We start from the raw sequence: 24322 nt of genomic DNA on the forward strand, positions 1-24322 counted from the left end.
GCATTTACTATTTAGAATAATTCTAATGTTTGATGTTGCAAATGTATCTAGAGTAAACAGGAATGTTCTCCGCGAAAAGGAATATAATCTCCGCAAAAGGGAATAAGTAATCCTTATAACAATAGGTATCTATCCTACAGACCTCTGACAGGCATTATACCAAAAAGCAATAGGGATGTATTTAAAGATGCAAGTAATTACACTAAGGAATTAGTTACTTATATAGATTATTTAGAAACTAAAGGTTATTATAAGCAGATACACAAAGGTCAGATTCATATTGGTTATGGTGATTTGTATTGAAAACAGTGTAAAACACTTTTGTATCAAAGTACACTTGGGCTTGTACAAAAGCACTCTACCTTACAGGTGGGTTCTTAATCTGTGACTAATTGTTTTAAATAATTATAAATTTTTAGTTTCTCTAATAATCAGCACAATATACGCTATGCTAAAGAGGCTGACTCAATTTATATACATAATTCAAGTAAGATCTCTTTTTTTGAGATTAAAATGGCTTTATCTTATTTTATACAAATTTTAGATGATAGAATACCTCTATTAAATGGGTTTATTAAGAACAAGCTTAGGTGGAGAATTTGCTTTTTTTATCAAAGATAGCCAATTGACAAGTTTAGATATGTATAAACTTTTTCAAGAGCTTTAGATATCCATCCGCTTCCTTACAACCTAGTTGTCTTTGATGTAGATTTTCCACAATACAGTTTTGTGAAAATAAAATAACGAGATTTACCTATTGTAAAGGAAAACGGCGCACTAAAGAAACTCGCCTCCAAAGGGTTTACAACGCTTAATAAAAAAAACACCAAGTATCTAAATTACACAAAACTAGTTATATTAGTAGTAAATTTAAGAAACTACTTGTTGCTTTGTTTCATAAGAAAACAAGGTTATATGGCATTTTATCTAAACACTAACACCCATGAATAAACTTTTTCTTTCTTTGTTTTTATTATTTTCAGTTAATTGTTTTTCTCAACAATATGATAAGGTCTATATTGAGAAATCTAAAATAGATAAAAACAATATTATTTACTCTATTGGGGGTAATTTCATTTATGAGGTTAAAATAATTATTGATGGTAATTTAAATTATATAAATAAAGAACATAAAGATTCCCTTACACTTCAGACCGAAAAAGCTTTAGGAAATATTCAATTATATGTTGATAAAGCTAAACTTTTTGGAAGAACTAATAAAAATCAAACTGAAATAAAGTATAGTGATTATCCTATCTTAACTTTTAGAGCTTCAACTGGTCTTGTAGAGAATGAAAAAAATATTTGGTTTCATCCACCGAGATTTGGATTTTTAAAGGCCTTAGAAACTTGTCCTTTCCCATATATAAAATTGAATAAACAAATTGGATATACATGGAGTGATCAAATGCTTATAAGTGAATATTGGTCTGATAAAAGATGGGGAGTTTGGAAAGGAAAATTGTTACTTAAATACAAGTATGAAATTATTGGACAACAAGAAATGGAAACAAAACTAGGAAAGTTAAATGTTACAAAAGTTTATGCAACAGCTTGTTCTAAGATAGGGAAAAGCTCATTAGTTTCATATTTCAATGAAAAATATGGTTTTATAAAATTAGAGTATACTTTGTTTAATGGCAATAAAATTATCTTAGAGCTCAATGAAGTCAATTAAAAGCGTTATATTGGACATTGTAGTATTACCCTAAAGTACTTTGGCGCAATACTACAATGTCCAGATACAAACACTTTAAAAAAAGGACAATGAAATATCAGTTATACAGGGAGCAGCAATTAAATTGTAGTTTACAAACCGCGTGGGAGTTTTTTAGTACACCCAACAATTTATCTAAGATTACCCCAAGTGACTTAAGGTTAACGGTTTTAAATGATTTTAAGGACGAACCTATTTTTCAAGGGATGCTTATTAGTTATACCGTTTCTCCAATATGTAATATTCCTTTAACATGGGTAACTAAAATAACGCAAGTAGATAAGCTTAAAAGCTTTACTGACTTTCAAGCAAAAGGACCTTATAAGTATTGGAATCACTTTCATGAATTTGTTGAAAACCAGCATGGAGTTTTAGTAAAAGATACAGTGGATTATCAGCTTCCTTTTGGATTTGTAGGCACTCTTGCACATGATGTTTTAGTAAAAAAGAAGTTAGAATCTATTTTTGATTTTCGTCAAGTAGTACTAGATCAATTTTTCAACAAATAATTTTGAGTTGTTAGAAACAATATTAACAAAAGAGATAAGAAGGGTTAATTTAAGTTTAGATGCTTTTGTTTTTACTATAGTATGTAGAGGATATATAAGTTATTTCTAAGAAAGTATATTGTCCTTGAAATCACTATTGCCTTTGGTCTCTTATTTAGTTAAATGGATCTGATATTCCTATATTTAGCTGGTCTTAAGTTAGGGTCTGACTTTTTATAAAGCATTGAGTTGAATAGTTAAAAAGTATTACTTTGAGCTTTAAAGGAAACTAAAATTGAGCTTTAAAAGAAAGCTCGTTGCTTATTTCTGTCCTATTTTTGTGTTGAAAATGAAAGCAAATAGAAATTATAAATTCCAAAAGAAAGTTTTTAAACTAATAGCAGTGATTCTCGCTGTTTTGCTTTTAGTAATAGTACCTATTATGATGCATCCCCAATTTGGAAAGCGACCTTCTGGTGAAAGGCTTAAGCGTATAAAAGAATCACCTCAATTTAAAAACGGTAAATTTCAAAATACAAATCACACTCCCCAAATCACACAAAATCTTTATGTGGCTTTGTATGATTATATTTTTGGAGGATCCAAGGAAAGTAGACCCAAAGATATAATTCCTTCAAAAAGTATTTCGTGGAAAGATCTGTTAAATAATCAACATTCTTTAATTTGGTTAGGACACTCATCTTATTTTCTAAAAATAGATGGTAAGAACATACTGGTAGATCCCGTATTAAGTGGTAGGGCATCTCCTGTTGTGGGCAGTGGAAAGGCTTTTAAAGGTTCCGAGGTTGCTACAGTAGAAGACTTACCTGATATTGATTACCTTTTTATATCTCATGATCATTACGATCACATGGATTATCAAACCTTGGTAAAGCTCAAAGATAAGGTTTCAAAAGTAATCGTTGGATTGGGAGTAGGGTCTCATCTTGAGTATTGGGGATACGATTCACAGCAAATTATTGAAAAGGATTGGTGGGAAACCATAGATTTGGGACAGGGATTTAATGTTAGAATAACACCTGCTCGCCATTTTTCAGGTAGAAGCATTTGGTCTGGTAACACACTTTGGGTGTCGTTTGTTTTACAAACACCTTCAAAAACAATATATTTAGGCGGAGATAGTGGTTATGACTCACATTTTAAGCAAATCGGTGATCTTTTTGGTCCTTTTGATCTAGCCATTTTAGAAAATGGACAATATGATTTGAGTTGGAAATATATACATATGATGCCCGAACAAGTCATTCAAGCTGCACAAGATTTGGGTTCAAAGGTGGTGTTTCCCGTACACTCTTCTAAGTTTGTATTGGCTAATCACCCCTGGTATGAACCCTTGCAAAGGGTAAGTAAGCAAGCCCTTGAACAAGGACAAGGTATTATAACACCATTGATTGGCCAGGTTGTAGACTTGGATAATCTATATGAAAAACCAACTTATTGGTGGCAAAAATAAAGTACGATGAAACAAACTCAAGATTTATATGGTATTAAACTTCATTGCTATACAAAAAGTAATAAAGCAGGTGAGCAATTAATCACCGAGCATGGGGTATCTTTTATTGTTTCTGGTGAGATGCAAGCCTATCATGGCAATACCAAACATGTATACCGAGAAGCAGATGTTGTGTTTTATAAAAAGAATGCTTTGATTCGCTTTGTAAAATACCCCAATAAAAACCAAGAATTTAAGGCTATTTCAATCACTTTAGATGAACCTGTTTTAAGATCATTTTCTCAACAATATAATTTGTGTGGTCAGAAGAGTTCAAAACAAAGCTTGTTTGCCCTTGAAAAGGATAAACTTATTGACACCTATTTTGGCGCTCTTGAAAGTTGGTTTGGTAATGAGATTAGTGAGGAATTAATAAAATTAAAAAAAATAGAATTAATTCACTTGCTATTGCGAGGTAAAAAAGAGCTTAAAAATATATTATTTGATTTTGATCTACCAGGTAAAATTAATCTTGAGGCGTTTATGAGTACGCATTTTCGTTTCAATGTTTCTTTATCACAATTGGCTTTTTTAACCGGACGAAGCCTATCTACTTTTAAACGTGATTTTGAAAAAATTTATAGAATGCCTCCTCAAAGATGGATGTTACAAAGAAGGTTAGAGGAGGCTTATTACCTAATTGAAAATAAAAAAATGAAAGTTAAAGATGTCTATTTACAGGTTGGATTTGAAACCCTTGCGCATTTCTCTTATGCTTTCAAAAATCATTTTGGAATAAGTCCTTCTAAAGTATAATTTATTACCTTAAAGGATAAATAGTGATTTTTAATATGACGGTTTTTATAGTGATACTAGTAATTCAGTAGGTTGTAAATAATACAATAATATAGAGGTAGCCCTTATTGCCCAACACAAATGGTTTAAAAAACTAAATCTTCTCTACTAAAATTTATTAAGCGTATTTTACCTGTACTGAGTTATTTTAAGTAATAATAGCTTAGATGCTTTCCTTGGACTAATCCCCTAAAAACAAAAGCTAGAGATAGTAGAGCTACTTTAGGAAGTGAAAAAAGTTACTTAAGGGTTGTTTGGCCTAAAGTAAAAAAAGTAAACCTAGTTTGTTATTGCCGCATAATTAAAAAGTGGGGGTGTTGTTCTACGGTTTTAAAAAAGGGCAATACTACCTGGGGGATGCAATGAATATAAATGTTCCCAAACAAAGTATAAGAGGTGCTTTGGTAGGTGTTTTTGCTTTTTGTAAGAAAACTTTTCTTTGTACTTTATCAACTAAATTTTTATGGATACTTACTTTATTTAAGGTAAATAAAAGCGGGTATAATATCTAAATGCTCGTCGATTTTTATATGATTTATAAAAAGCTGTATCTACAGAATCCTAATATGAGTAATTTACTTAACTCCCTACATTTATTATTTACTTAACTCCCTACATTTATTATTTACTTAACTCCCTACATTTATTATTTACTTAACTCCCTGTGAGGTTTTTATTACCTGAATGATTTTGCTTTTATTTAAAAAATATCTAAAAGCTTATTTATTTCAAATATTCAAATTTACTTAGCTAGGCAAACCCTTAGTAAAACAGGCTATGGGATCTACTTTTGATTAACCTGTAGCTAATATGTTTTTTCTAACAGCAAATAGCATGATTTAGCAAATAGCCGAACTAGTTTTTTGGTAGCAATACAGAACTTGAAAAAGTAGAACAAAACCACAGGTGATATACATAGATAAAACCAAATATTATAAATAAAACCCCAGCTTTATTTTTTATTTATTGTACTTGTAAATTAACTTTATTTACTCTATTTTTAATAAAATTAATTTAAACTGTAACTTTATTAAACTTTACCGGTAAATAACTATAATCAATCTGTTATTTAGAGTTGCTTTTTAGAGTTTATTAAATAGGATTTTTATCATGTTTTTTAAAACGTTAAAAATGAACTTGTTTTTTTATAATAGTAAGGTTACCCACCCAATATTTTGTCCTGCTATCATTACACGATTTGCATGCAAAACTACATAAGGTGAAAGATAATGAAAACCTAAAATATTAGAGTATGAAAAAAATGATCTTATTGTTTTGTTTATTGTTGAGCTTTACGAGCTTTTCTCAAGTGGAAGGAACCTGGAGTGGGGCGATCCAATTACCTGTAGCAGAGTTACCTTTTGTTGTGCATATTAATCAAGAAAATAACACTATTAAAGCGTCTTTTGATAGTCCTGATCAAGGTGCTTTTGGTATTGAAATACCTCAGGTGAGTTTTCAAAATGAAACACTTTACTTACATCATCCTCAAATGAAAATGGTCTATCAAGGTAAAGTTATTGCCCCAAATACAATACAGGGAACATTCACACAAAATGGGCAGTCTTTTACGTTGAATTTATCCAGGTCAGAGTTTACCAGAAATCGTCCACAAGAACCAAAGCCTCCCTATAATTACAAATCGCAAGACATTACATTTGAAAATAAGCAAGATGGCATTACATTATCGGGTAGCTTAACTTTGCCCAATGGTAAAGGGAAGTTTCCCGGTGTTATTTTAGTTTCCGGGAGTGGGCCAAATGATAGAAATCAAGAAATCTTTGGACATAAGCCTTTTTTAGTGCTTGCCGATTATTTAACTAATAATGGTTATGCCGTTTTAAGATACGACAAACGCGGTGTAGCTAGTTCACAAGGAGACTATGAAAAGGCGACTACTTACGATTTTGCAAATGATGCTAAGGCTGGTCTAGCGTATCTAAAAAGCAGACAGGAGATTGATGATACGAAGATTGGTATCTTAGGACATAGTGAAGGGGCTATGATAGCTCAAATTATAGCTAGTGAAGATCCTACGGTAGATTTTATTATTCTAATGGCTGGACCTGGTATTGCCAATGATCAACTAATGATTTTTCAAAAAACGGCAATAGAACAGAAAATGGGGGTTCCACAAAACGTATTGACTATCAATCAAGAAGTTTTTGGAACTATTTATTCCATTATGAAAAAAAATACTAGTAATCAGGTCGCCAAGCAGCAGATAATCGAATATTTGAAAACAGTACCTTATTATCAGAATCTTTCCCAGAGTGATATAAAAACATTTACCAGTTTGGTTGATTCAAACTGGTTTCGAACATTTATAAGTTATGATCCAAAGAATTATCTTTCCCGAATTAATTGTAATGTGCTTGCATTAAATGGGACAAAAGATCTACAAGTAACAAGTATTGAGAATTTACAAGGAATTCATGATGCTTTGTCAAGTAAAGGGAAACTGGAAATTCGCTCTTATCAAGGTTTAAATCATCTATTTCAAAAATCCGAAACTGGTATGCCACAAGAGTATGGTAAAATTCAAACTACAATAGAACCTGAGGTATTGGAAGATATTGGAGTTTGGTTAAATAAAAAAGTAAAGTAAGATGAAACCTATATTTCAAGAAAATCAACGTTTTAATCAGTGGTGGCTCTGGCTAATTATTCTTGGGGTTTGTAGCATAAGTTTAATAGGCTTTTTTAACCAAGTTTATTTAACCAACCCCCTAGAGAGTAAAAGTCAAAAAAATTTTGAGTTAATTATTCCATTGGTAATTTCCATTTGTGTGCTGATTTTGTTTTATTGTATGCGATTAAAAACACAGATTACTTTAAAATCAATTTCTTTTTGTTTTTTCCCGTTTATCAAACGCAGTTATTGCTTTAATGACATAGAGTCTTATCAAGTTATTAAATACGGCTTTGTTGGCGGATGGGGAATTCGTTTTAGTACCATATATGGCACAGTATATAATATTAGAGGAAATAAGGGACTTTTTGTAAAGCTTAAAAATGGAAATACATTTGTTATAGGAACGCAAAGAGCTCAAAAATTGCAAGATGCACTAAAAATGATTTCAAAGTGATTTATCATTCTGTTATTGCTTCGAAAAGTAATGTGGAATAAATAAAAAAAACAAGCCTTTTTTTGTAATATATTAAAAATAAGAATTTATAATTAAAAACGTGATTTTAAACAGGTAAGGCTGATCTGTAAAGATTAAGCTTTTAAAAGTCTAAGCTACTTTGTAGAATTCTTTGAAGCTAAAGTAAGATAAATAATCTACTTATTTTAAGCTGATCTTACAAATAGGACGGTTTAAAAAGTATAATTGGGATAGGTTATTTTTTTACTTTAATATGTTTATTATCCGTTTGTTATAAAATGAATTGAATGTAAAAAGGAAGTAGGAAAGCTGAAGATTATTTTCACTTATCACAAGTCCCTATGTAAATTATGGGCTAAAAAAAGTGTGTTTATTCCCTGTATATCTGTTTTAAATAGCGACCTTTGCACCTTATTTCAAATAGACTAAAAACAAATGTTTTTTAAAGATAATATCTTATGAAAAATTAGCTTATATAGCTTAAACAAACTCATAGTTAAGCTTTGTATAAGTCATGTTTTTTAGTCTTTTAATTATTATTATATGAAAAAATTAGTTGCTTATTTTACGTTATGCACCTGCTTTTTGTATGTTTCTTGTATAAAAAGTGAGCTTCCAAATTCAGAAGCGGATATTTTATCGTGCATGGTAGATAGTGAAATTATTAAAAAGGATCCCATTATTCAAAACGATCGAATTCAGATTTTTGTCAAATCTTTTGTGGACCTAACCAACCAAGCTCCCATTTTTACCCTGACCCCAGGAGCTACTATTTCTCCAAAGAGTGGAACTAATTTAGATTTTACAAGGCCTCAATTCTATACCGTAACCTCAGAGGATGGCAAGAGTCAAAAGAAATATCAAGTTAGCTATATAACCTCTGCCTTAGGAGCTAAATATAATTTTGACAATGTGCGCTTACAAGACAATCGATATGATGTTTTTTACCAGGTGGATCCACAGGGACAAAATATTATGGATTGGGCCAGTGGTAATGCTGGGTTTAGTTTAACCGGAGCAGCTTCTTCACCGCAGGATTATCCAACCTCTAGGCTAATGGAATCAGGTCAACTCCAAGGGGTGAAATTAGTTACCAGGTCCACCGGGGCTTTAGGAGCGCTTATGAGAAAACCTTTGGCTGCTGGAAACATTTTTATGGGAGAGTTTGACGTATCAAGCTCGATTAATTCTCCTCTTAAGAGTTTGCGATTGGGAATGCCGGTTGACTTTATGCCTTTTGCCTTTAAAGGCGTGTTTAAATACACTCCTGGACCGGTTTATAAACAAGGGAGTCAGGTTGTACCAGATAAGATAGACTCTTGGGATGGTTATGCTATATTTTTTCAAACCGATAGTGATTTAAAGTATTTGGATGGTACTAATAAATTTACACATTCAAATGTAATTGCAATTGCTCAAATTAGTGCAGATCAGAGAATCCAAACCCAACAATGGACAAGGTTTCACGCTCCTTTTATTTACAAGGATGACTTTGAGTTTGATCCCGATAAGTTAGCTCAAGGACTATACAGTTTAACTATTGTATTGACCTCAAGTAAGGATGGAGATTATTTTTTTGGAGCTGAAAACAGTACTCTTTTAATTGATGAAATAGAAATCTTATATGAATAATATATTTAATATGACCTCAATAAAACGTATTGTTTTATTTTTAGTTATCGTTTTACCAGGGGTAGGCCTTTATGCAAAGGGTAACGGTGAGAAAGAATTTAATCAAAATAAAGATAGTGTCGCCTACCAAATCCGCGCAGGTTTTAACCTAGGAGGATTCTCCCCGGTACCTTTGCCTGCAGAAATTAGACAAATCAAGGGCTTTAACCCTAAGTTAAATTTAACCATCGAAGGTAAGGCTACCTACTGGTTTTCAAAGGGTAATTCAAAACATCTTTGGGGTGTAACAGGGGGGATACGATTGGAGAACAAAGCAATGAGAACCGATGCAAGGGTGAAGAATTATGGTATGGAAATAATCGGAGATGCAGGAGAGAAAGTAGCAGGTAACTGGAGTGGAGGAGTTAAAACTACCGTGGTAAATTCCTATGTAACTATTCCAATTGCCGTAAGTTATGCTTTAAATCATAAGTGGGAGTTTTCCTTAGGTGGTTTTTATTCCTTAGCCATAGAGAGGGACTTTTCGGGATATGTTTACGATGGATATCTACGAGAAGGGGGACCAACGGGTAATAAAGTTGATTTTATGGGTAATAATGTTGCTAATTATGATTTTTCAGATCAGTTAAGAAAGTCCATTTATGGAATAGAAATTGGTAGTAGCTGGAAGGCTACTAGGAATTTTAATGTTTTTGCAAATTTGAATATGGGCTTAAATAATATTTTTAGATCTGATTTTAAAACAATAACCTTTGATATGTATCCAATTTATTTGAATGTAGGTTTTGGATATACCTTTTAAACAACAGGGCAAGGTAAAGAGAAATCTATAGATAACTTACTAGTCTTTAAAAAGGATTAATTAGTAAAATAGTAATTATAATCTACTAAAAAACAGATAGTAAAACCGGTTTTACAAGTAATTGTAAAACCGGTTTTTTTATATGCCTTGACAAAATTACTACCGTTTGGTAGTTTATCTATTGCTAGTTTACAATATAGCACTACTGGCAAATCAACCATCGTAAAGTCTTGTTATATGAATCAAATACGCCAAAGAGTCTCTTTTTATTGAAAGGGTGATAAAAAGCTTTTAAAGATCTATATCTTCTTTGTTTTTGTAAACAATAAAAAGGCGATAGTTTCATATAGAGAAAAAACAGCGTTTTGTTGTTAATTATACCATGTTGTACTATTAAATCTAATCTAACTATCATATGGCAAGTCTGATTTATTGGCTTTTTTTAAAATTTTTATTAACTCTACTTTTATTGATTCTAAAAATCAGTAAAAAGACTATAAAGACAAATCAGCCGTATTGGGTCGTATAATAAATTTATCTTATTTTTTTTGTATTTAAACACTTGATTGTTAATTGGTTATTTGTTTTTTGGATGTATCCCTGTTTTCCGGTATTTTAACCAATTGCGTTGTGATACTTATAAGCTTTAGGTAGATTTGTGAAAAAATATAACGCAAAGCTATGGATTTTAACCAACTTCAACAGGCTGTAGAGACAGCTAGTTTAGAGAATTCCTTACAGATGATTAAGGAATTTACATTACATAATATCGGGCATTTACCTTCTCGTTTATTACATGCGCAAGTGCTCCAAGATCAGATTAGTGATTTAATTCAATACAACCAAAATCCATTAGCTTTTCAAATAGAACTCTTAAGCCTGGTGGAGCAGATTTTGGATCTAGATCCTGAGAATAAAGATATAATTGTTAATTGGCTATCTTTACAAGTGGCCTTTAACTTTGAACAAACCGATTTAGATCGATACCATAACTACTTAGATTTTTTAAAGCAAGATAGGAGCTTTTACCAAAAAGGTATATTATACCAAATTGATTTTCTTTTATTTCAAGATAACAAACAACAAGCAATTGAGTTGTATTTAGATTTAATAGATTTTAGTCAAACTATTGAGGATCGTTTACAACGCGATTTTTATGTGAGTTTGTATTTATATTATGCCGTTTATTATCTTACCGATCAACAGGTTAATCAAATTACCCAAGGTATTGATTTAATACAAAAACACGTAGGGCAATTAACCTATCAAGATGTGTATCCAATTTATTATATGCTAAGTGTTGCCCTTGATCACAATGAAATGGATTTAATCGACCAATTAGCATTACAACTTATTGGAACCATACAAAATAATAGCCAAGTTCAAAGCTATGATAGTAATTTAGAAGAACTACTTGTTTACCTATTAGACAACCATACCAATACAGAGGCAATTATTCACGCATATTTGTCATTGCAATATCGTATGTATGGAGAAAGAAAATGGGAGTTGGAGCTTGAAAGGCTCTATCAAAATAATCCCAATAGTAATTACTTAAAAGGAGCTTTGGCTACTTTGTTGATGCAAGAGAAAAAGTATGGCAGGGCGCTTGATTTACTAAAAGTCAGTTTATTTCAACCTGTTGTTGGGGCTACTTTTTATGCAGATTATTTGGTGTGTTATTACCGTGTACATGGTGAGTTCCCTGTAATTGATCTATCCAAAATTACAGCAAACCCAATTAAACTAATTGATAACTCTTATGTATTGGAACAACTCGCTCAAGAGTTAAAGGGGAATCAATTACAAGAGTTAAGAGATATTCAATTGGCTCTGTATTTTTTAGTTGAACAACTCTTTGATAATTATCTTAATCAAAATCAGTATGTCTCTTCGGCTTTAATGTATAACCACGGTATAGCTCAAATATATCATAATATGGCTTGTTTTATTTTAGATAATAAATTAGAATATTTATATCCCAAAGCAATTCAGTATAGTGATAAAAGTAGAGAGTTTTCATTTTTCTATTACCAATTAAGCTTGCGATGTAATTTATACAAGGCATTAGGGGAGAATGAATTATTTCTACAAGCCATACAAGAGTACTTATCTTACCCCATTTTTGAGTGTGATCCTAGTGATTATTTTCGATTTAAATTACAATTGGCAACTGTTTTGATAAATATGGACCAAAAACAGCAAGCCATCACAACGTATAAACAAGTTAAACAAGAATTAATAGATTACTTTAGAGAAAGCGGCATTTCAGAATTTAATGAAGATTATTTGGTTCATGCCTTTGAGGCAGATGATACCCTTATGCCTTATTTACCCCAAGACCAGCAAGAACTAATTTATACCAGGTTTGAATATTTTCAGTTCTTCCCTAAAAATATAGATGTATTGTACCGTTTAGCTTTGGCTTATTATCAAGAAGATGAACTGGGGAAATTCGAAATTTATAGTGATCATTATTTTAATGCATATTCTGAATTAGATTATATGTGGAACCAGAATTTTTACCATATTATGGAATTATATATTCCAGTATGCTATAAGACAAGCCCAGAGCATGTTGCTGATTGGCTGGAAATGCTAGAGAAATACAATGCAGATGTTCCTTGGCTTGATTCTTATATTAAAACTTATAAATCTGCACCACAAAAGGGAGGGTTTTTTAAAAATCTATTCAAATAGAAAAGTTTTTCACAGGAAAAATAGGTGTGAATTAATGTTAAAAATTATACAATAAGAAATACGATAGTTGTTTAATTAAGTTAATACACCTATTTTAGCCTGCGAAATGAGTAAGAAACTAGAAAATATTATGTTGAATTTTAAGCGTTACTTTTGGGTATACGCCTCTGTTTTCTTGATATTGATCTCTTCTTGCTCGATTAAAGGAAGTATTAAGAACTTTATTAATACACCCGTTAAATCCTCGGTGGGTATAAACAAAGCAATGCATACTATTTCTACCCTTAATAAGGATAATTGTGCATCTTATACCGATTCGGATTCTCAAATTCTACAGAAAAGCTCTTTAGACCTGGGGGATCTTCTACCTACAATATTCTTAGCAATAGGATTATTGGCTTTGTATTATGTGCTTTTTGGTTATCCCAAGCAAAAGCATCCGAATTATCCAAGTGCTAGAAAGATTCGATTCTCTGTACCCTTGTTTTTAGAATATCAAAAAATAATTACTTACTGCTAAGAAAAAATACACCTTTTTTTCACGATGGAAAATAGGTGATTTTGTGATTTTTTACATTTTGTAAAATTATAGATTCTTCAATCTATTTAAAATTAATGCAGTAATATGATTAAACATACCACAATAGCCACAGTTTTGTGGTTAGCTTTGCTGTGGCCTTCTTTTTCAAAGGCGCAAGAGCAAACACCTTATTATTTAAATAGTTTATGGTTAGAAGTGCAGCAGAATTATCCTGGGTTAAAGGCTCAAAATGCGCAACTTTCTGCTAAAGAACTTGACCAAAAATATACTAAAGGCGCGGCTTTACCTCAATTAAAAATTCAAGGACAAAATACCTATAGTTCCTTAGAACCAGCAATAGGTGGTTTTTTTGCACAACCAGGTATATTTACCGTAAATCCAGCCCAGATTAATCCCGGGGAAAAATCTACAACATTTAATACCTACGCCTCGAGTACTTTACAATGGGAGGTGTTTTCTTTTGGTAAAATTAAAAAGCAAAATCAAAGTGCTCAGGCCCTTTATGACAAGGCAGTTGGAGAGAATCAGAGTTATTTGTTGGAATTAAAGAAAATATTATCTCAGCGCTATATTTCGTTTTTATACCATAGAGCAAAACAAGATTGGTCGCAAAATAATATGCAACGACTAGATGATATTCGCAAAATAACCAGTAGTCTATCTTTAGCCGGGCTAAAACCTCAGGCCGATAGTCTTTTGGCAAGTTCTACCTTTATGAATGCTAAAGGAGATTATAGTAAAATGCAAGGATTGGCTCAAGGAGCATGGATAAAAGTATTAGAGTTAACCCAGAATCAAGCCCTAGGGGTAGAACCAGAGTTAGATGTGTTTTTTAATCCCAAAATAAAACAAGAATCATCCCAAGAAACCATTGATCTTTCGCACCCTGTTTTAAAGACAATCCATGCAGAATCTGATTTTTATGCTTTAAATGCACAAGTGCAAAAAACAAGTTACCTACCTTCTGTAAATTTATTGGGAGGATATGCTTTTAGAACAACCGGAGTGGATGCCGATAATAAGGTATCAAGAGCATGGGAAGATGGTTTTTCCAATTCAACACGAAATTTTGCTGTAGGAGTTGGTATTACTTGGAATATAACAAACTTGCATACAAACAGGTTAAAGTCTAAATCTTATTTAGAAAAAGCAAAAAGTAGTCAATTACGCTTACAAGAGTATCACAATGCCATGCAAGCAGATCTACAAGCCTTACAGGTTAATCTACACTATCAATATATGCAACTTCAGGATAACAAATCAGCAGTGGAACAATCTAAAAAGGCATATAATATGTATTTGGCTAGATATAAAAGCGGATTGATTTCTTTAACCGAACTCCTGCAAATTCGCCTTGTTTTGGAACAATCAGAAAACAGTTTTATACTAGCTTCCAAAGATTATTGGGACCTATTGGCCTATGAAGCAGAATTAACCGCTGACTTTAGTTTCTTATTCTCTAATCTTTAATATTAGCATAATGAATATTATAAAATTTGCACTTCGACGACCAATTACTATTATGGTTTTGGTCATTTCTCTTGTGTTTTTCTCCTACCATAGTATTAAAAGTATCAACGTGGATATTTTTCCAGAAGTGGAACTCCCTGCCATTTATATAGCCATGCCTTATGGCGGGTTATCCCCGGCTTATATGGATGGTTTTATGGCCAATGAATTTCAAAAAGTACTCCTGTTTGTAAGTGGGGTAAAGGGGCTTGATTTTAAAAGTGTACAAGGGCTTACTTTAATGAAGCTGACTTTTTATCCAGGAACCGATATGGCTCAAGCAGCCGGTGAGGTCTCTACCTTTACTAACCGAGCAATGGGATTCTTACCCCCTGGGGCAGTACCACCAATGGTGGTTAGATTCGATGGAAGCTCTTTACCGGTTGGACAGCTAGTTTTTGAGAGTGATCAAAGGTCGGTAAATGAAATAAAAACGTTGGTTTTAACAAAAGTAAGACCCATGTTTGCTGAGATTCCGGGTATTACTGCACCTGCACCATTTGGAGGAAGTAATCGTTCTATTGTAGTTAATATTGATCCAGTAGCTATGCAAGCCAATGGTTTAACACCGGAACAGATTACATTGGCAATCACCAAAAATAGTATTCCCTCAGCGGCAGGAAATATTCGTATCGCAGATCAAAATTTAATGACTCCTTTGAATTCCATAGCCAAAGGGCCTGAAGAGTTTTTAAATACCCCAATTAAAACCCTTAACAATAGAACAGTTTATATATCGGATGTGGCCACGGTACAAGATGATGGAGATATTACCATGGGGCACGCTTTAATTAATGGCAAAAGGTCTGTTTATTTACCAATTATAAAAAAAGCAGATGCATCAACATTACAAGCCGTGGAGAACTTAAAGGCATCTATGCCTGTGTTAAAAGATCAACTACCACAAGATGTAAAGATTAGTTATGAATTTGATCAATCGACTTATATTCAAAGATCGCTTTCTAATTTAATTACCGAAGGAGCTTTAGGAGCAATTTTTACAGGATTAGTTATTTTACTATTCTTAGGAGATACCAGAGGTGCGATAATTGTAGTTTTAACCATTCCTATTGCAATACTAGCAGCTGTTAGTGTGTTATATCTTTTGGGGGAAACAATCAATATAATGACCCTAAGTGGGCTTGCTTTATCTATCGGAATTTTAGTGGATGAGGCCACGGTAACCATTGAGAATATCCACCAACATATGGACTTAGGCAAACCCAAGGCATTGGCCATAGTAGATGCCTTATATGAGATATCTACGGCCAAGATGCTGATATTACTTTGTATTTTGGCAGTATTGACCCCTGCCTTTATTATGACAGGGATTTCCAAAGACATGTTTATGCCTTTATCAATGGCGGTAGCCTTTGCAATGATTGCCTCGTTTTTAGCCTCTCAGACCTTTGTGCCTATTTTAGCCAATTGGATGATGAAAACAAAAAATAACGTGCAACATCTATCTAAGCGCAAAAGAGCATTTTTTGAAAAATTTCGTGTTAGGTATACCTATAAGATGCGAAGTTGGTCTAATAAAGGACTCTTGTTATTTACCGCATATGCCCTTTTTTGTGTTAGTATTGTTTTTGTATTGGTAAATGTAGTGGGGACCGATGTTATGCCAGTTTCAAACAATGGTGCTTTTCAATTGCGTTTACAAGCCCCGCAGGGTAGTCGTTTAGAGGTTAGTGAGGATTTAGTAAATCAAGTTAGTCAAGATATAAAACAAATCGTGGGTGATTCGGGAGTGAATTTAACCTCTGCTTATGTGGGGATGCAACCTCCAGGTTCACCAATCAACCCTATATTTTTATTTACAAGCGCCTCTCATGAGTCTGTTCTACAGGTTTCCATAGATCAAAATATCTATACGGGATCGATGGAGGTTTTAAAAGAGGAAATACGAAAACATATACACAAAAAGTATCCTCAAGTGGCTTTTAATTTTGAGCCTATGGAATTGACCGAAAAAATTATGGGTCAAGGAGCCATGACTCCCATTGAGGTGAAAATAGGCGCAAATCAAATTCAAGCGGCTTATAATCATGCTTTAAAAATTGAAGAGAATTTAAAGAAGGTGCCCTATTTACGAGATGTACGCATTGCCGAATCAATTCACTATCCTACTTTAGAGATTAATGTGGATCGAAACCTAGCAGGTCAATTTGGACTTACAATCTCAGATATTAATAAAAGCCTTGTTACGGCTACTTCCTCAACCCAGTTTTCCGATAAAAACCTATGGTTAGATCCTAAAAGCGGCTTGGTATTCCAAACCCAAGTTCAAATACCTCAAGGTATTATGCAAAGTGAAGAGCAATTACGAGCTCTTCCAATAAAAAAAGGAAGTGCTAGACCTGTTTTAGAGGACGTAGCTACTATAAATAAAGTAACTACTCCTGGACAAATCAATCGTAAAGGGCCTAATAGATATGTTACTATTGTAGCAAATCTTTATCAGAAGGATCTTGGTAGTGCCTCTGCAGCGGTTAAACAAGCCATAAAAGATGCGGGAGAGCCCCCACTGGGTTCAAGTATTTGGACCGAGGGAATGTTGGAGCTCTTAGATCAAACTTTAAACGGCTTAATAGCTGGATTAGCAGTAGCGGTTATAGCTATCTTTTTGATGCTTTCGGCCTATTATCAGTCCTTTAAAGTGCCATTAGTTATTTTGTCGGTTTTACCAGCTGTGGTGGCCGGGAGTCTAATTATTTTATTTTTAACCGGTAGTAGCTTGAATCTACAATCATATATGGGAATTATTATGTCTTTAGGTGTATCTGTTTCCAATGCTGTTTTATTAGTTAATCAAGCCGAATTCTACCGTAAAAATATGTGCTTGAAGCCTGTTAATGCAGCGCGTTTAGCTGCTTCTTCACGTTTAAGACCTGTTTTAATGACCGCTGCGGCAATGTTTGCTGGAATGTTGCCTATGGCTCTTGGAATTGGTGATGGGGCAGAGCAAGTGGCGCCATTAGGCAGAGCTGTAATAGGAGGGTTAATTGCCTCTACAATTACTATTTTATTATTAATTCCACACTTTTTCTCTTGGATCATGAAAAAATCTGTGGTTGGTGATCCATCCTTGGACCCTTATGATAAACACAGTAAGTATTATATAAAGGCTAACTCTTAAGTAATTAATCAGTAATTTAAATAAAATAGAAATATGTATCAGGTTATTTCAAATTATATAAAAACAACTAATAAAGCAGTTCTTATAACTGCCTTGACTATTTTTTGTGCAGCTTGTTCAAAAAAACAAGAGCAAATTATAAACCAGAGTGAAAATACAAAACCAATCATTTCTTATCCCACTGCAAAGATTCAAAGTATCAATCCGACTTTCCAATTGTCTATTCCTGGGCAAATATTACCTTATGAACAGGTTAACATCTACGCAAAGGTTTCTGGGTTTGTCAAGCAAATATTGGTCGAAAGTGGTGATTATGTAAAAAAAGGTCAGTTATTAGCAGTTTTGCAAGCCCCGGAGATGCAACAAATGTATCTATCGGATAAATCCAAGCAAGAAAAAGCATATAGTGACTATTTGTATGCAAAGCAATCTTATCAAAGATTAGTTGAAGCCTCTAAAACAAGTGGAGCTGTTGCAGGTATTGAACTAGAAAGGTCTAAAGCAAGTCTAGATAGTAGTCTGGCGGCTTACAATGCAGCAAAAGCAAGTGCTTTACATGCGGGGGAATTGCAAGAGTATTTGATGATAAAAGCACCTTTTGATGGGGTGATAACCCAGCGTGGGGTTTCCGTTGGAGCTTTAACAAATGCCTCTGGAGAAAGTTTTTTATTTACTATTGCTCAAAACAACAAACTCAGACTTGTGGTTTATTTACCCGAGAAATATGCGGCGTCTGTAAAAAAAGGAGCTATTGCAAGTTTTACAGTAGCTGCTCTACCAGGTAAAGTATTTAAGGCTGAGGTTTCCAGATCTTCAACCATACTGGATCATAAAGACAGGTCGCTTCGTTTAGAATTAGATATTGATAATTCTACCAAGGAGCTAACAGGTGGAGACTATGCGCAAGTGAAAATTGACTTAAAAAGAGCCCATCCTTCTTATTGGACTAACTCAAAGAGTATATTACACACCCAATCAGGGAATTTTGTATATACTTTAAATGGAAATACCATTAATCGCGTTGCAGTAGAATTAGGAGTACGTCTAGATACTTTAACGGAAGTATTTGGTGATTTAAACCCCCAGGATAATATTATAGTAAAACCTTCTGAACAGATAAAAATTGGTCTGATTGAACAATAATAATTAAAACTATAGTTATTTAAAGGGATTGCCTATTAGATGCAAAGATTTAAAAATGATACTAGGTTTAATAAAAAAGGGGATTTGGCCTTTTACAAAGGTAGCTACAAAGGTAGCTACAAAAGTAGCTACTTTTAGGTAACTACTTTTAGGTAACTACTTTTAGGTAACTACTTTTAGGTAACTACTTTTTTGTCACAAAGAATAACGCTTATAAAAGAAATGGAAAATCTTTTTATAAGCGTTATTTAATTTTAAAATCTTTTTTAAATGGTATTGGCTTATGCAAATAATGCGTTTATTTAAAATAAGAACATGATTTTAGAGGGAATCAATACTAAGGTAACCACAAAAATAATACGCCAATCTTAGATAAGATAGGTTACCATAAAAAATGGGGGGTGCTTTTAAAGGTGTAGTTTTGTGAGGCAGTTTTTTTACAGCCATTTAACCTGGTTTAAATAAAGCGGTAATGTTTTTACAAACAATCCTTTGTTAGGTATTTGCGCATCTAAGAAAAAGTTACGCGCAAGGATTAAAAAAAATGGATTCGATTATTTTTTTTACATCTACATTGCCCAATCAAATATGCGGCTCAGACCCTGAAGATATGTGGGGCTTTATTGGTTCGAAGATTTTTAAAAACAGAAAATGCAAAACCGACAAACACTTGGTATACAACAATAAAAAAGTAGTATAACACACTATTTAAAAATAAAATCATCTAGTTTAAAAGGGATAAAGCAATAAGTTCTAAGTGAGAAAAGTGTTAAAGATGCAAAAAAATTGTACTTTTATTAAAGTTCTCTTTAGGGCAAAATTTGAAAAATAACGAAAATATTAAAGCAAAGATATGCGGGGTAAATGGAAATTTTTAGTGATACTATTTAGTGCTTGCTCTACATGGGGCCTTATAGCTCAGCAGAATGATTCTATTATGCGATATAGTTTTATAGCTAATTTTCCAGTTTCTAAGGATTCCTCTGGAATTCAACAGGTTCAGGAAATAGTTTATTTAGATATTTTTAAAAACAAATCTAGGTTTGCAAGTGAGGTTGAGGTTTTTAGAACACAGATTTTCAACCAAGTAAATCTCTGTTTTGAATCAGCGCAAAGTGAACTTGACAAAGCCCAAGCCCTAGCAAATAGTCGTACTACAAGAATTCCGTATTCTGTGTACAAAAACGATAAGATTTTAACTACCTATCAGCAATTGGTTTTTAGCGATTATAAAATCAAAGAAGACTGGGATTTGATTGTGTGGGATATTGATCCAAGGGTAATAATACTTAATCAAATGCAAGTGCAACAAGCCAGGGGTAGAGTAGGTAAAAGAGATTGGATTGTATGGTTTACCAAAGATATTGCTTTACAAGAGGGTCCCTATAAATTTAAGAATTTACCAGGTTTTGTTATTAAGGCACAAACTAAAGATGGACTTTTTAGTTTCGAGCTTTTAAAAAGTGAGAAAGTCTTTAATGATTATTGGTTGCCAATCAATGATCGCTATGCTTTAGAGGTAGATAGGGCTAAATGGACAAAGATAAAGCGTATTACTAGCAAAAAAACCTATGGTCAGTTAATTGATGAGAGTGGCTTAACTAATATTATCGTTGGAAAAGATGGTCAACCTTTAAGTACACAAGAAAGGAATCAAAAGTTACCAAGTGATGATATTCCCATAGAGTTGGACTAAAATAAGCTTAAGATGTGGGTAGTTGATTAGTGAATCAATGGTAAGGCTTAGTTTTGTATATGTAATGGATTTTATGTAACAAGTGGTTATAGTAGTGAACTTTAGATTGCATTGCACTAGAGATTTAGGTTTATTTTTAAAGTAATTAAATATTTTCATTGAAATCCTGGGGTCCCTTACAATTTATTTTGCTATTGATTTTACTCTAAAGACTTAACAAAAGTTGATTAGTAATTTTTAGATGGTTTTAAACGGTGCTTGTTAACCGTTTTTTCATCTCTATACGATACACCTTTTTAGTAAGTTTTTTATGTAACCAGGTCATTTTTAAGTAAGCTTACTTAGATGAAAAAAAATTGGAAATAAAGCAATAAAATATTTTTTTTAGAAGTTTAGTTGTAGAAAAAATATTAAATTTAGAATATGCAATGTTGTAGGTATGGTAAGTTAGTGTCTATTTCACAACCCATTCCATGGAAAATGAATTTATTGTAAAAAGTGTAAACAAATTTAAAAAATATTGTATGAAAAAAATTTTTAGTTTATTGACAGTTGCACTACTAAGTTTTTCTATTTTTAGTTGTAGTAGTGATGATAATTACATTGATTTATCCGATCATGCAGGTGGATTTACTATGGTAAATGCCTATGAGGGGGATCAAGCGATATTTTATGTAGCGGATGGCAGACCGATACAAAACCCTTATTATCCGATTCCGTATCGAGGTGTTAATTATGTGAATTTATGGCAAGGTAATCGATTTATAAAGGCATATGGAATTGGTGAATCAGAGCCAATATTCTCAAGTGAACAAGACATAGTAAGCGGGCAATATTATACTTCTTTTGTAGCAGGAACAAAACAAAAACCTATTTATTTTATTACACAAGATTTAGCAAAAAAAGCAACTCCATTAGATCAAACAAAACAATCTGGTGTGCGTTTATTTAATTTAAGTTCGGATGATTTGATTATTACCGTTGAGTTTAATAATGACTTATTGGTAAAGGACTTTGAAAATAGACCACAAGATAATTTAGCAACAGTACAAACCTCTGAGCAATTTGTAGCTATAGACTCAAATACCTATACTATTTCCATTAAAGATAAAGCTGGAAATGTATTAGCTAGTAGAGAAGGAGTTGATTTTAGTCCATCTTACTTTTATTCTATAATTTTAATTGGAAATAAAAGCAATAGCCAAACACCCTATTATATAGGTATAATAAATCAGGCGGTGAATTAAGAGCTGGAAAACCAAAGCAAAAAAAGGTCTGAAATTTATTTTCAGACCTTTTTTTTATCTCTTTTACAAGGTGGTATGTTTAACTATACAGAGTTAAAAGTTAAAAGACCTTGTATCTAAAGACAAGTAATAAGTATAAAAGCAGAGAAGCTCTTGGATCTTATCCATGCAAAAAAGTAGTAAGTTTATAAACCAAAGTTGTTGCTTTAAATAAAATGCCTGTTATAAAAAATTAGGAGTTTGAAAGCAATTAAAGCAAAAAGTACACAGTGGTGTTATTTTCAAGGTAATGCTACTAAATCTCTGTTATTGAGTAAAGGGAGATAGCCATAGAATACTAGGCAAGTTTTATTTTGGCTTTACCATACAGGCAGTAATGATCAAAAAGATATAAAACATGAAAATTTCGCATTCTTTTTGAATTATTCTAAGGATACTGTTTTTAGTTTTTTACAATATTTTTTTTGTCTATTTCTGTTAATTGTTGTTTTAAATTTTGCAATAATGCCCTTTAATGGCTATTTTTTCATAGGTATTGTTATTTATATAATTTGACTATCTTTCGATTTTACATAATTTTAAATTAATGGATAAAACGTCGAAAAAAAGTATAGTTGATAGATTCCTATCAGGAGTTGAAAAAACAGGCAATATGTTGCCTCATCCGGCAACTTTATTTGCTGGTTTTGCAGTATTAGTAATTATCATGTCTTGGATTGTTAGTTTCTTTGATTTGTCTGTATCGCATCCTGGTACACAGCAAGAAATTAGAGTATTTAACTTAGTAAGCACACAAGGGTTACATAAGATTCTGACAGAAATGGTAACTAATTTTACCAATTTTGCACCTCTTGGAACCGTACTGGTGTCTTTACTGGGGATTGGTATTGCCGAAGGATCTGGATTAATAGGAACGTTACTTAAAAGAATCGTTTTGGCTGCTCCAAAAAAGCTACTGACCTTTGTGATTGTTTTTGCAGGGATTTTATCCAATACAGCCAGTGAGGTTGGTTATGTGTTATTGGTCCCTCTTGCTGCAATTATATTTTTGGCTGCAGGTAGGAATCCAATAGCAGGATTAGCAGCTGCCTTTGCCGGTGTTTCCGGGGGATATAGTGCGAATTTATTATTAGGAACTATTGACCCTTTGTTAGCAGGCTTGTCCGAGGAGGCCGCAAGGATTATTAACCCAACTTATGTGGTTAACCCAGCGGCAAACTATTACTTTTTATTTGTATCTACCTTTGTTATAGCAGCTTTAGGAACTTGGGTTACCGAAAAAATTGTAATTCCAAGATTAGGAGTGTATACAGGAGATGAAAAGGCAATGCCTATCGAACCTTTAACAAGACTAGAGAAAAGAGGATTAATCTATGCGGGAATCGGAGCTTTGTTATTCACCGGTTTTGTTCTTGGGGGATTAATCCCACAGGATGGTTACTTGCGAAGTAGTGATGGAGGAATCCTTAAATCTCCGTTTATGTCAAGTATTGTATCTCTTTTGTTTATCGGTTCTGCCATTGGTGGTATTGCCTATGGTATTGGCGCCAAGACTATAAAGAGTGATTCGGATGTGATGAGAGGAATGTCCAAGGCAATGGAAACCCTAGGCTCTTATATTGTGTTAGTTTTTTTTGCTGCTCAATTTGTGGCTTATTTTAATTGGACAAACCTCGGGTTGATTTTCGCCATTGAAGGGGCTGGGACACTTCAAAAATCAGGATTAGGTCCAATTCCCTTAATGTTGATGTTTATCATGGTATCAGCCATTATTAATCTAGTTATGGGAAGTGCATCGGCAAAATGGGCTATTATGGCACCGGTTTTTATTCCGATGTTTATGCTTTTAGGTTACTCCCCTGAACTGGTACAGGTTGCTTACCGAATAGGAGATAGTGTGACTAATATTATTTCTCCCATGATGAGTTATTTTGCCCTTATTGTTGCCTTTATGCAACGTTATAATAAAAATGCTGGTATTGGAACAATTGTATCAACAATGTTGCCTTATTCTGTTACATTCTTTCTGGGGTGGTCACTTTTACTAGTAATATGGATTTTACTTGGATTGCCTCTTGGGCCTGGTGCTCAGTTGTATTATAATCCGGCTTAAAATATTTGGATAATCTTATAAGAAATAATGCTCTGGAATTTCGAATTTCAGGGCATTATCTTTTTATATGAAAAAATAAATCCGATAAGGGAACAATCCCCAGAAAACATGATGTAGGTTCCAAAGAGTTATAACTTGTGAAGATTTTACTCCACTAAGACTGTGGGGTAAAAAAGT

Annotated in this window: 16 protein-coding genes; all 16 read left to right on the plus strand. The window is 33.0% G+C overall.

Features of this window, described 5'->3' with window-relative positions:
• The first annotated feature begins 943 nt into the window (after positions 1-943).
• The 16 genes from ACYSNV_RS09780 (at position 944) to ACYSNV_RS09855 (ending at position 24145) form a co-directional block, all read left to right on the plus strand.
• On the plus strand, positions 944-1678 hold the full coding sequence (locus tag ACYSNV_RS09780) for a hypothetical protein (RefSeq protein ID WP_461762381.1): 735 nt from the start codon (positions 944-946) through the stop codon (positions 1676-1678).
• Positions 1679-1767: 89 nt separating this feature from the next.
• Complete coding sequence (locus ACYSNV_RS09785; protein ID WP_461762382.1) at positions 1768-2226, plus strand: SRPBCC family protein; 459 nt, start codon at positions 1768-1770, stop codon at positions 2224-2226.
• Between the two features lie 328 nt (positions 2227-2554).
• A complete protein-coding gene (locus tag ACYSNV_RS09790) occupies positions 2555-3679 on the plus strand; it encodes an MBL fold metallo-hydrolase (protein ID WP_461762383.1) in 1125 nt (374 codons plus the stop codon).
• 6 nt (positions 3680-3685) lie between these two features.
• Positions 3686-4474 (plus strand): helix-turn-helix domain-containing protein, encoded by a 789-nt coding sequence (locus ACYSNV_RS09795; protein ID WP_461762384.1) that lies wholly within the window; start codon positions 3686-3688, stop codon positions 4472-4474.
• Positions 4475-5765: 1291 nt separating this feature from the next.
• Entirely contained in the window at positions 5766-7121 is a 1356-nt protein-coding gene (locus tag ACYSNV_RS09800) for an alpha/beta hydrolase family protein (RefSeq protein WP_461762385.1), read from the plus strand.
• 1 nt (position 7122) lies between these two features.
• On the plus strand, positions 7123-7602 hold the full coding sequence (locus tag ACYSNV_RS09805) for a hypothetical protein (protein WP_461762386.1): 480 nt from the start codon (positions 7123-7125) through the stop codon (positions 7600-7602).
• 564 nt (positions 7603-8166) lie between these two features.
• Complete coding sequence (locus ACYSNV_RS09810) at positions 8167-9255, plus strand: PCMD domain-containing protein (protein ID WP_461762387.1); 1089 nt, start codon at positions 8167-8169, stop codon at positions 9253-9255.
• On the plus strand, positions 9248-10057 hold the full coding sequence (locus ACYSNV_RS09815) for a porin family protein (protein WP_461762388.1): 810 nt from the start codon (positions 9248-9250) through the stop codon (positions 10055-10057). Before ACYSNV_RS09810 ends, ACYSNV_RS09815 begins: the two co-directional genes overlap by 8 nt.
• A 681-nt stretch (positions 10058-10738) precedes the next feature.
• A complete protein-coding gene (locus ACYSNV_RS09820) occupies positions 10739-12757 on the plus strand; it encodes a hypothetical protein (RefSeq protein WP_461762389.1) in 2019 nt (672 codons plus the stop codon).
• Positions 12758-12863: 106 nt separating this feature from the next.
• Entirely contained in the window at positions 12864-13277 is a 414-nt protein-coding gene (locus tag ACYSNV_RS09825) for a hypothetical protein (protein WP_461762390.1), read from the plus strand.
• 105 nt (positions 13278-13382) lie between these two features.
• Positions 13383-14768 (plus strand): TolC family protein, encoded by a 1386-nt coding sequence (locus ACYSNV_RS09830; protein ID WP_461762391.1) that lies wholly within the window; start codon positions 13383-13385, stop codon positions 14766-14768.
• Positions 14769-14778: 10 nt separating this feature from the next.
• Complete coding sequence (locus ACYSNV_RS09835; protein WP_461762392.1) at positions 14779-17946, plus strand: efflux RND transporter permease subunit; 3168 nt, start codon at positions 14779-14781, stop codon at positions 17944-17946.
• Between the two features lie 33 nt (positions 17947-17979).
• The gene (locus ACYSNV_RS09840; protein WP_461762393.1) at positions 17980-19089 is read left to right on the plus strand and encodes an efflux RND transporter periplasmic adaptor subunit; all 1110 of its coding nucleotides are present in this window, start codon (positions 17980-17982) and stop codon (positions 19087-19089) included.
• Positions 19090-19942: 853 nt separating this feature from the next.
• Positions 19943-20785: a GLPGLI family protein gene (locus ACYSNV_RS09845; RefSeq protein WP_461762394.1), complete on the plus strand. Its 843-nt coding sequence runs from the start codon at positions 19943-19945 to the stop codon at positions 20783-20785.
• Positions 20786-21309: 524 nt separating this feature from the next.
• The gene (locus ACYSNV_RS09850; RefSeq protein ID WP_461762395.1) at positions 21310-22032 is read left to right on the plus strand and encodes a hypothetical protein; all 723 of its coding nucleotides are present in this window, start codon (positions 21310-21312) and stop codon (positions 22030-22032) included.
• A gap of 586 nt (positions 22033-22618) precedes the next feature.
• Positions 22619-24145, plus strand: coding sequence for an AbgT family transporter (locus ACYSNV_RS09855; RefSeq protein WP_461762396.1), 1527 nt, complete (start codon positions 22619-22621; stop codon positions 24143-24145).
• Positions 24146-24322 lie beyond the last annotated feature (177 nt).

This window comes from Myroides sp. LJL119 (genome assembly GCF_054871605.1).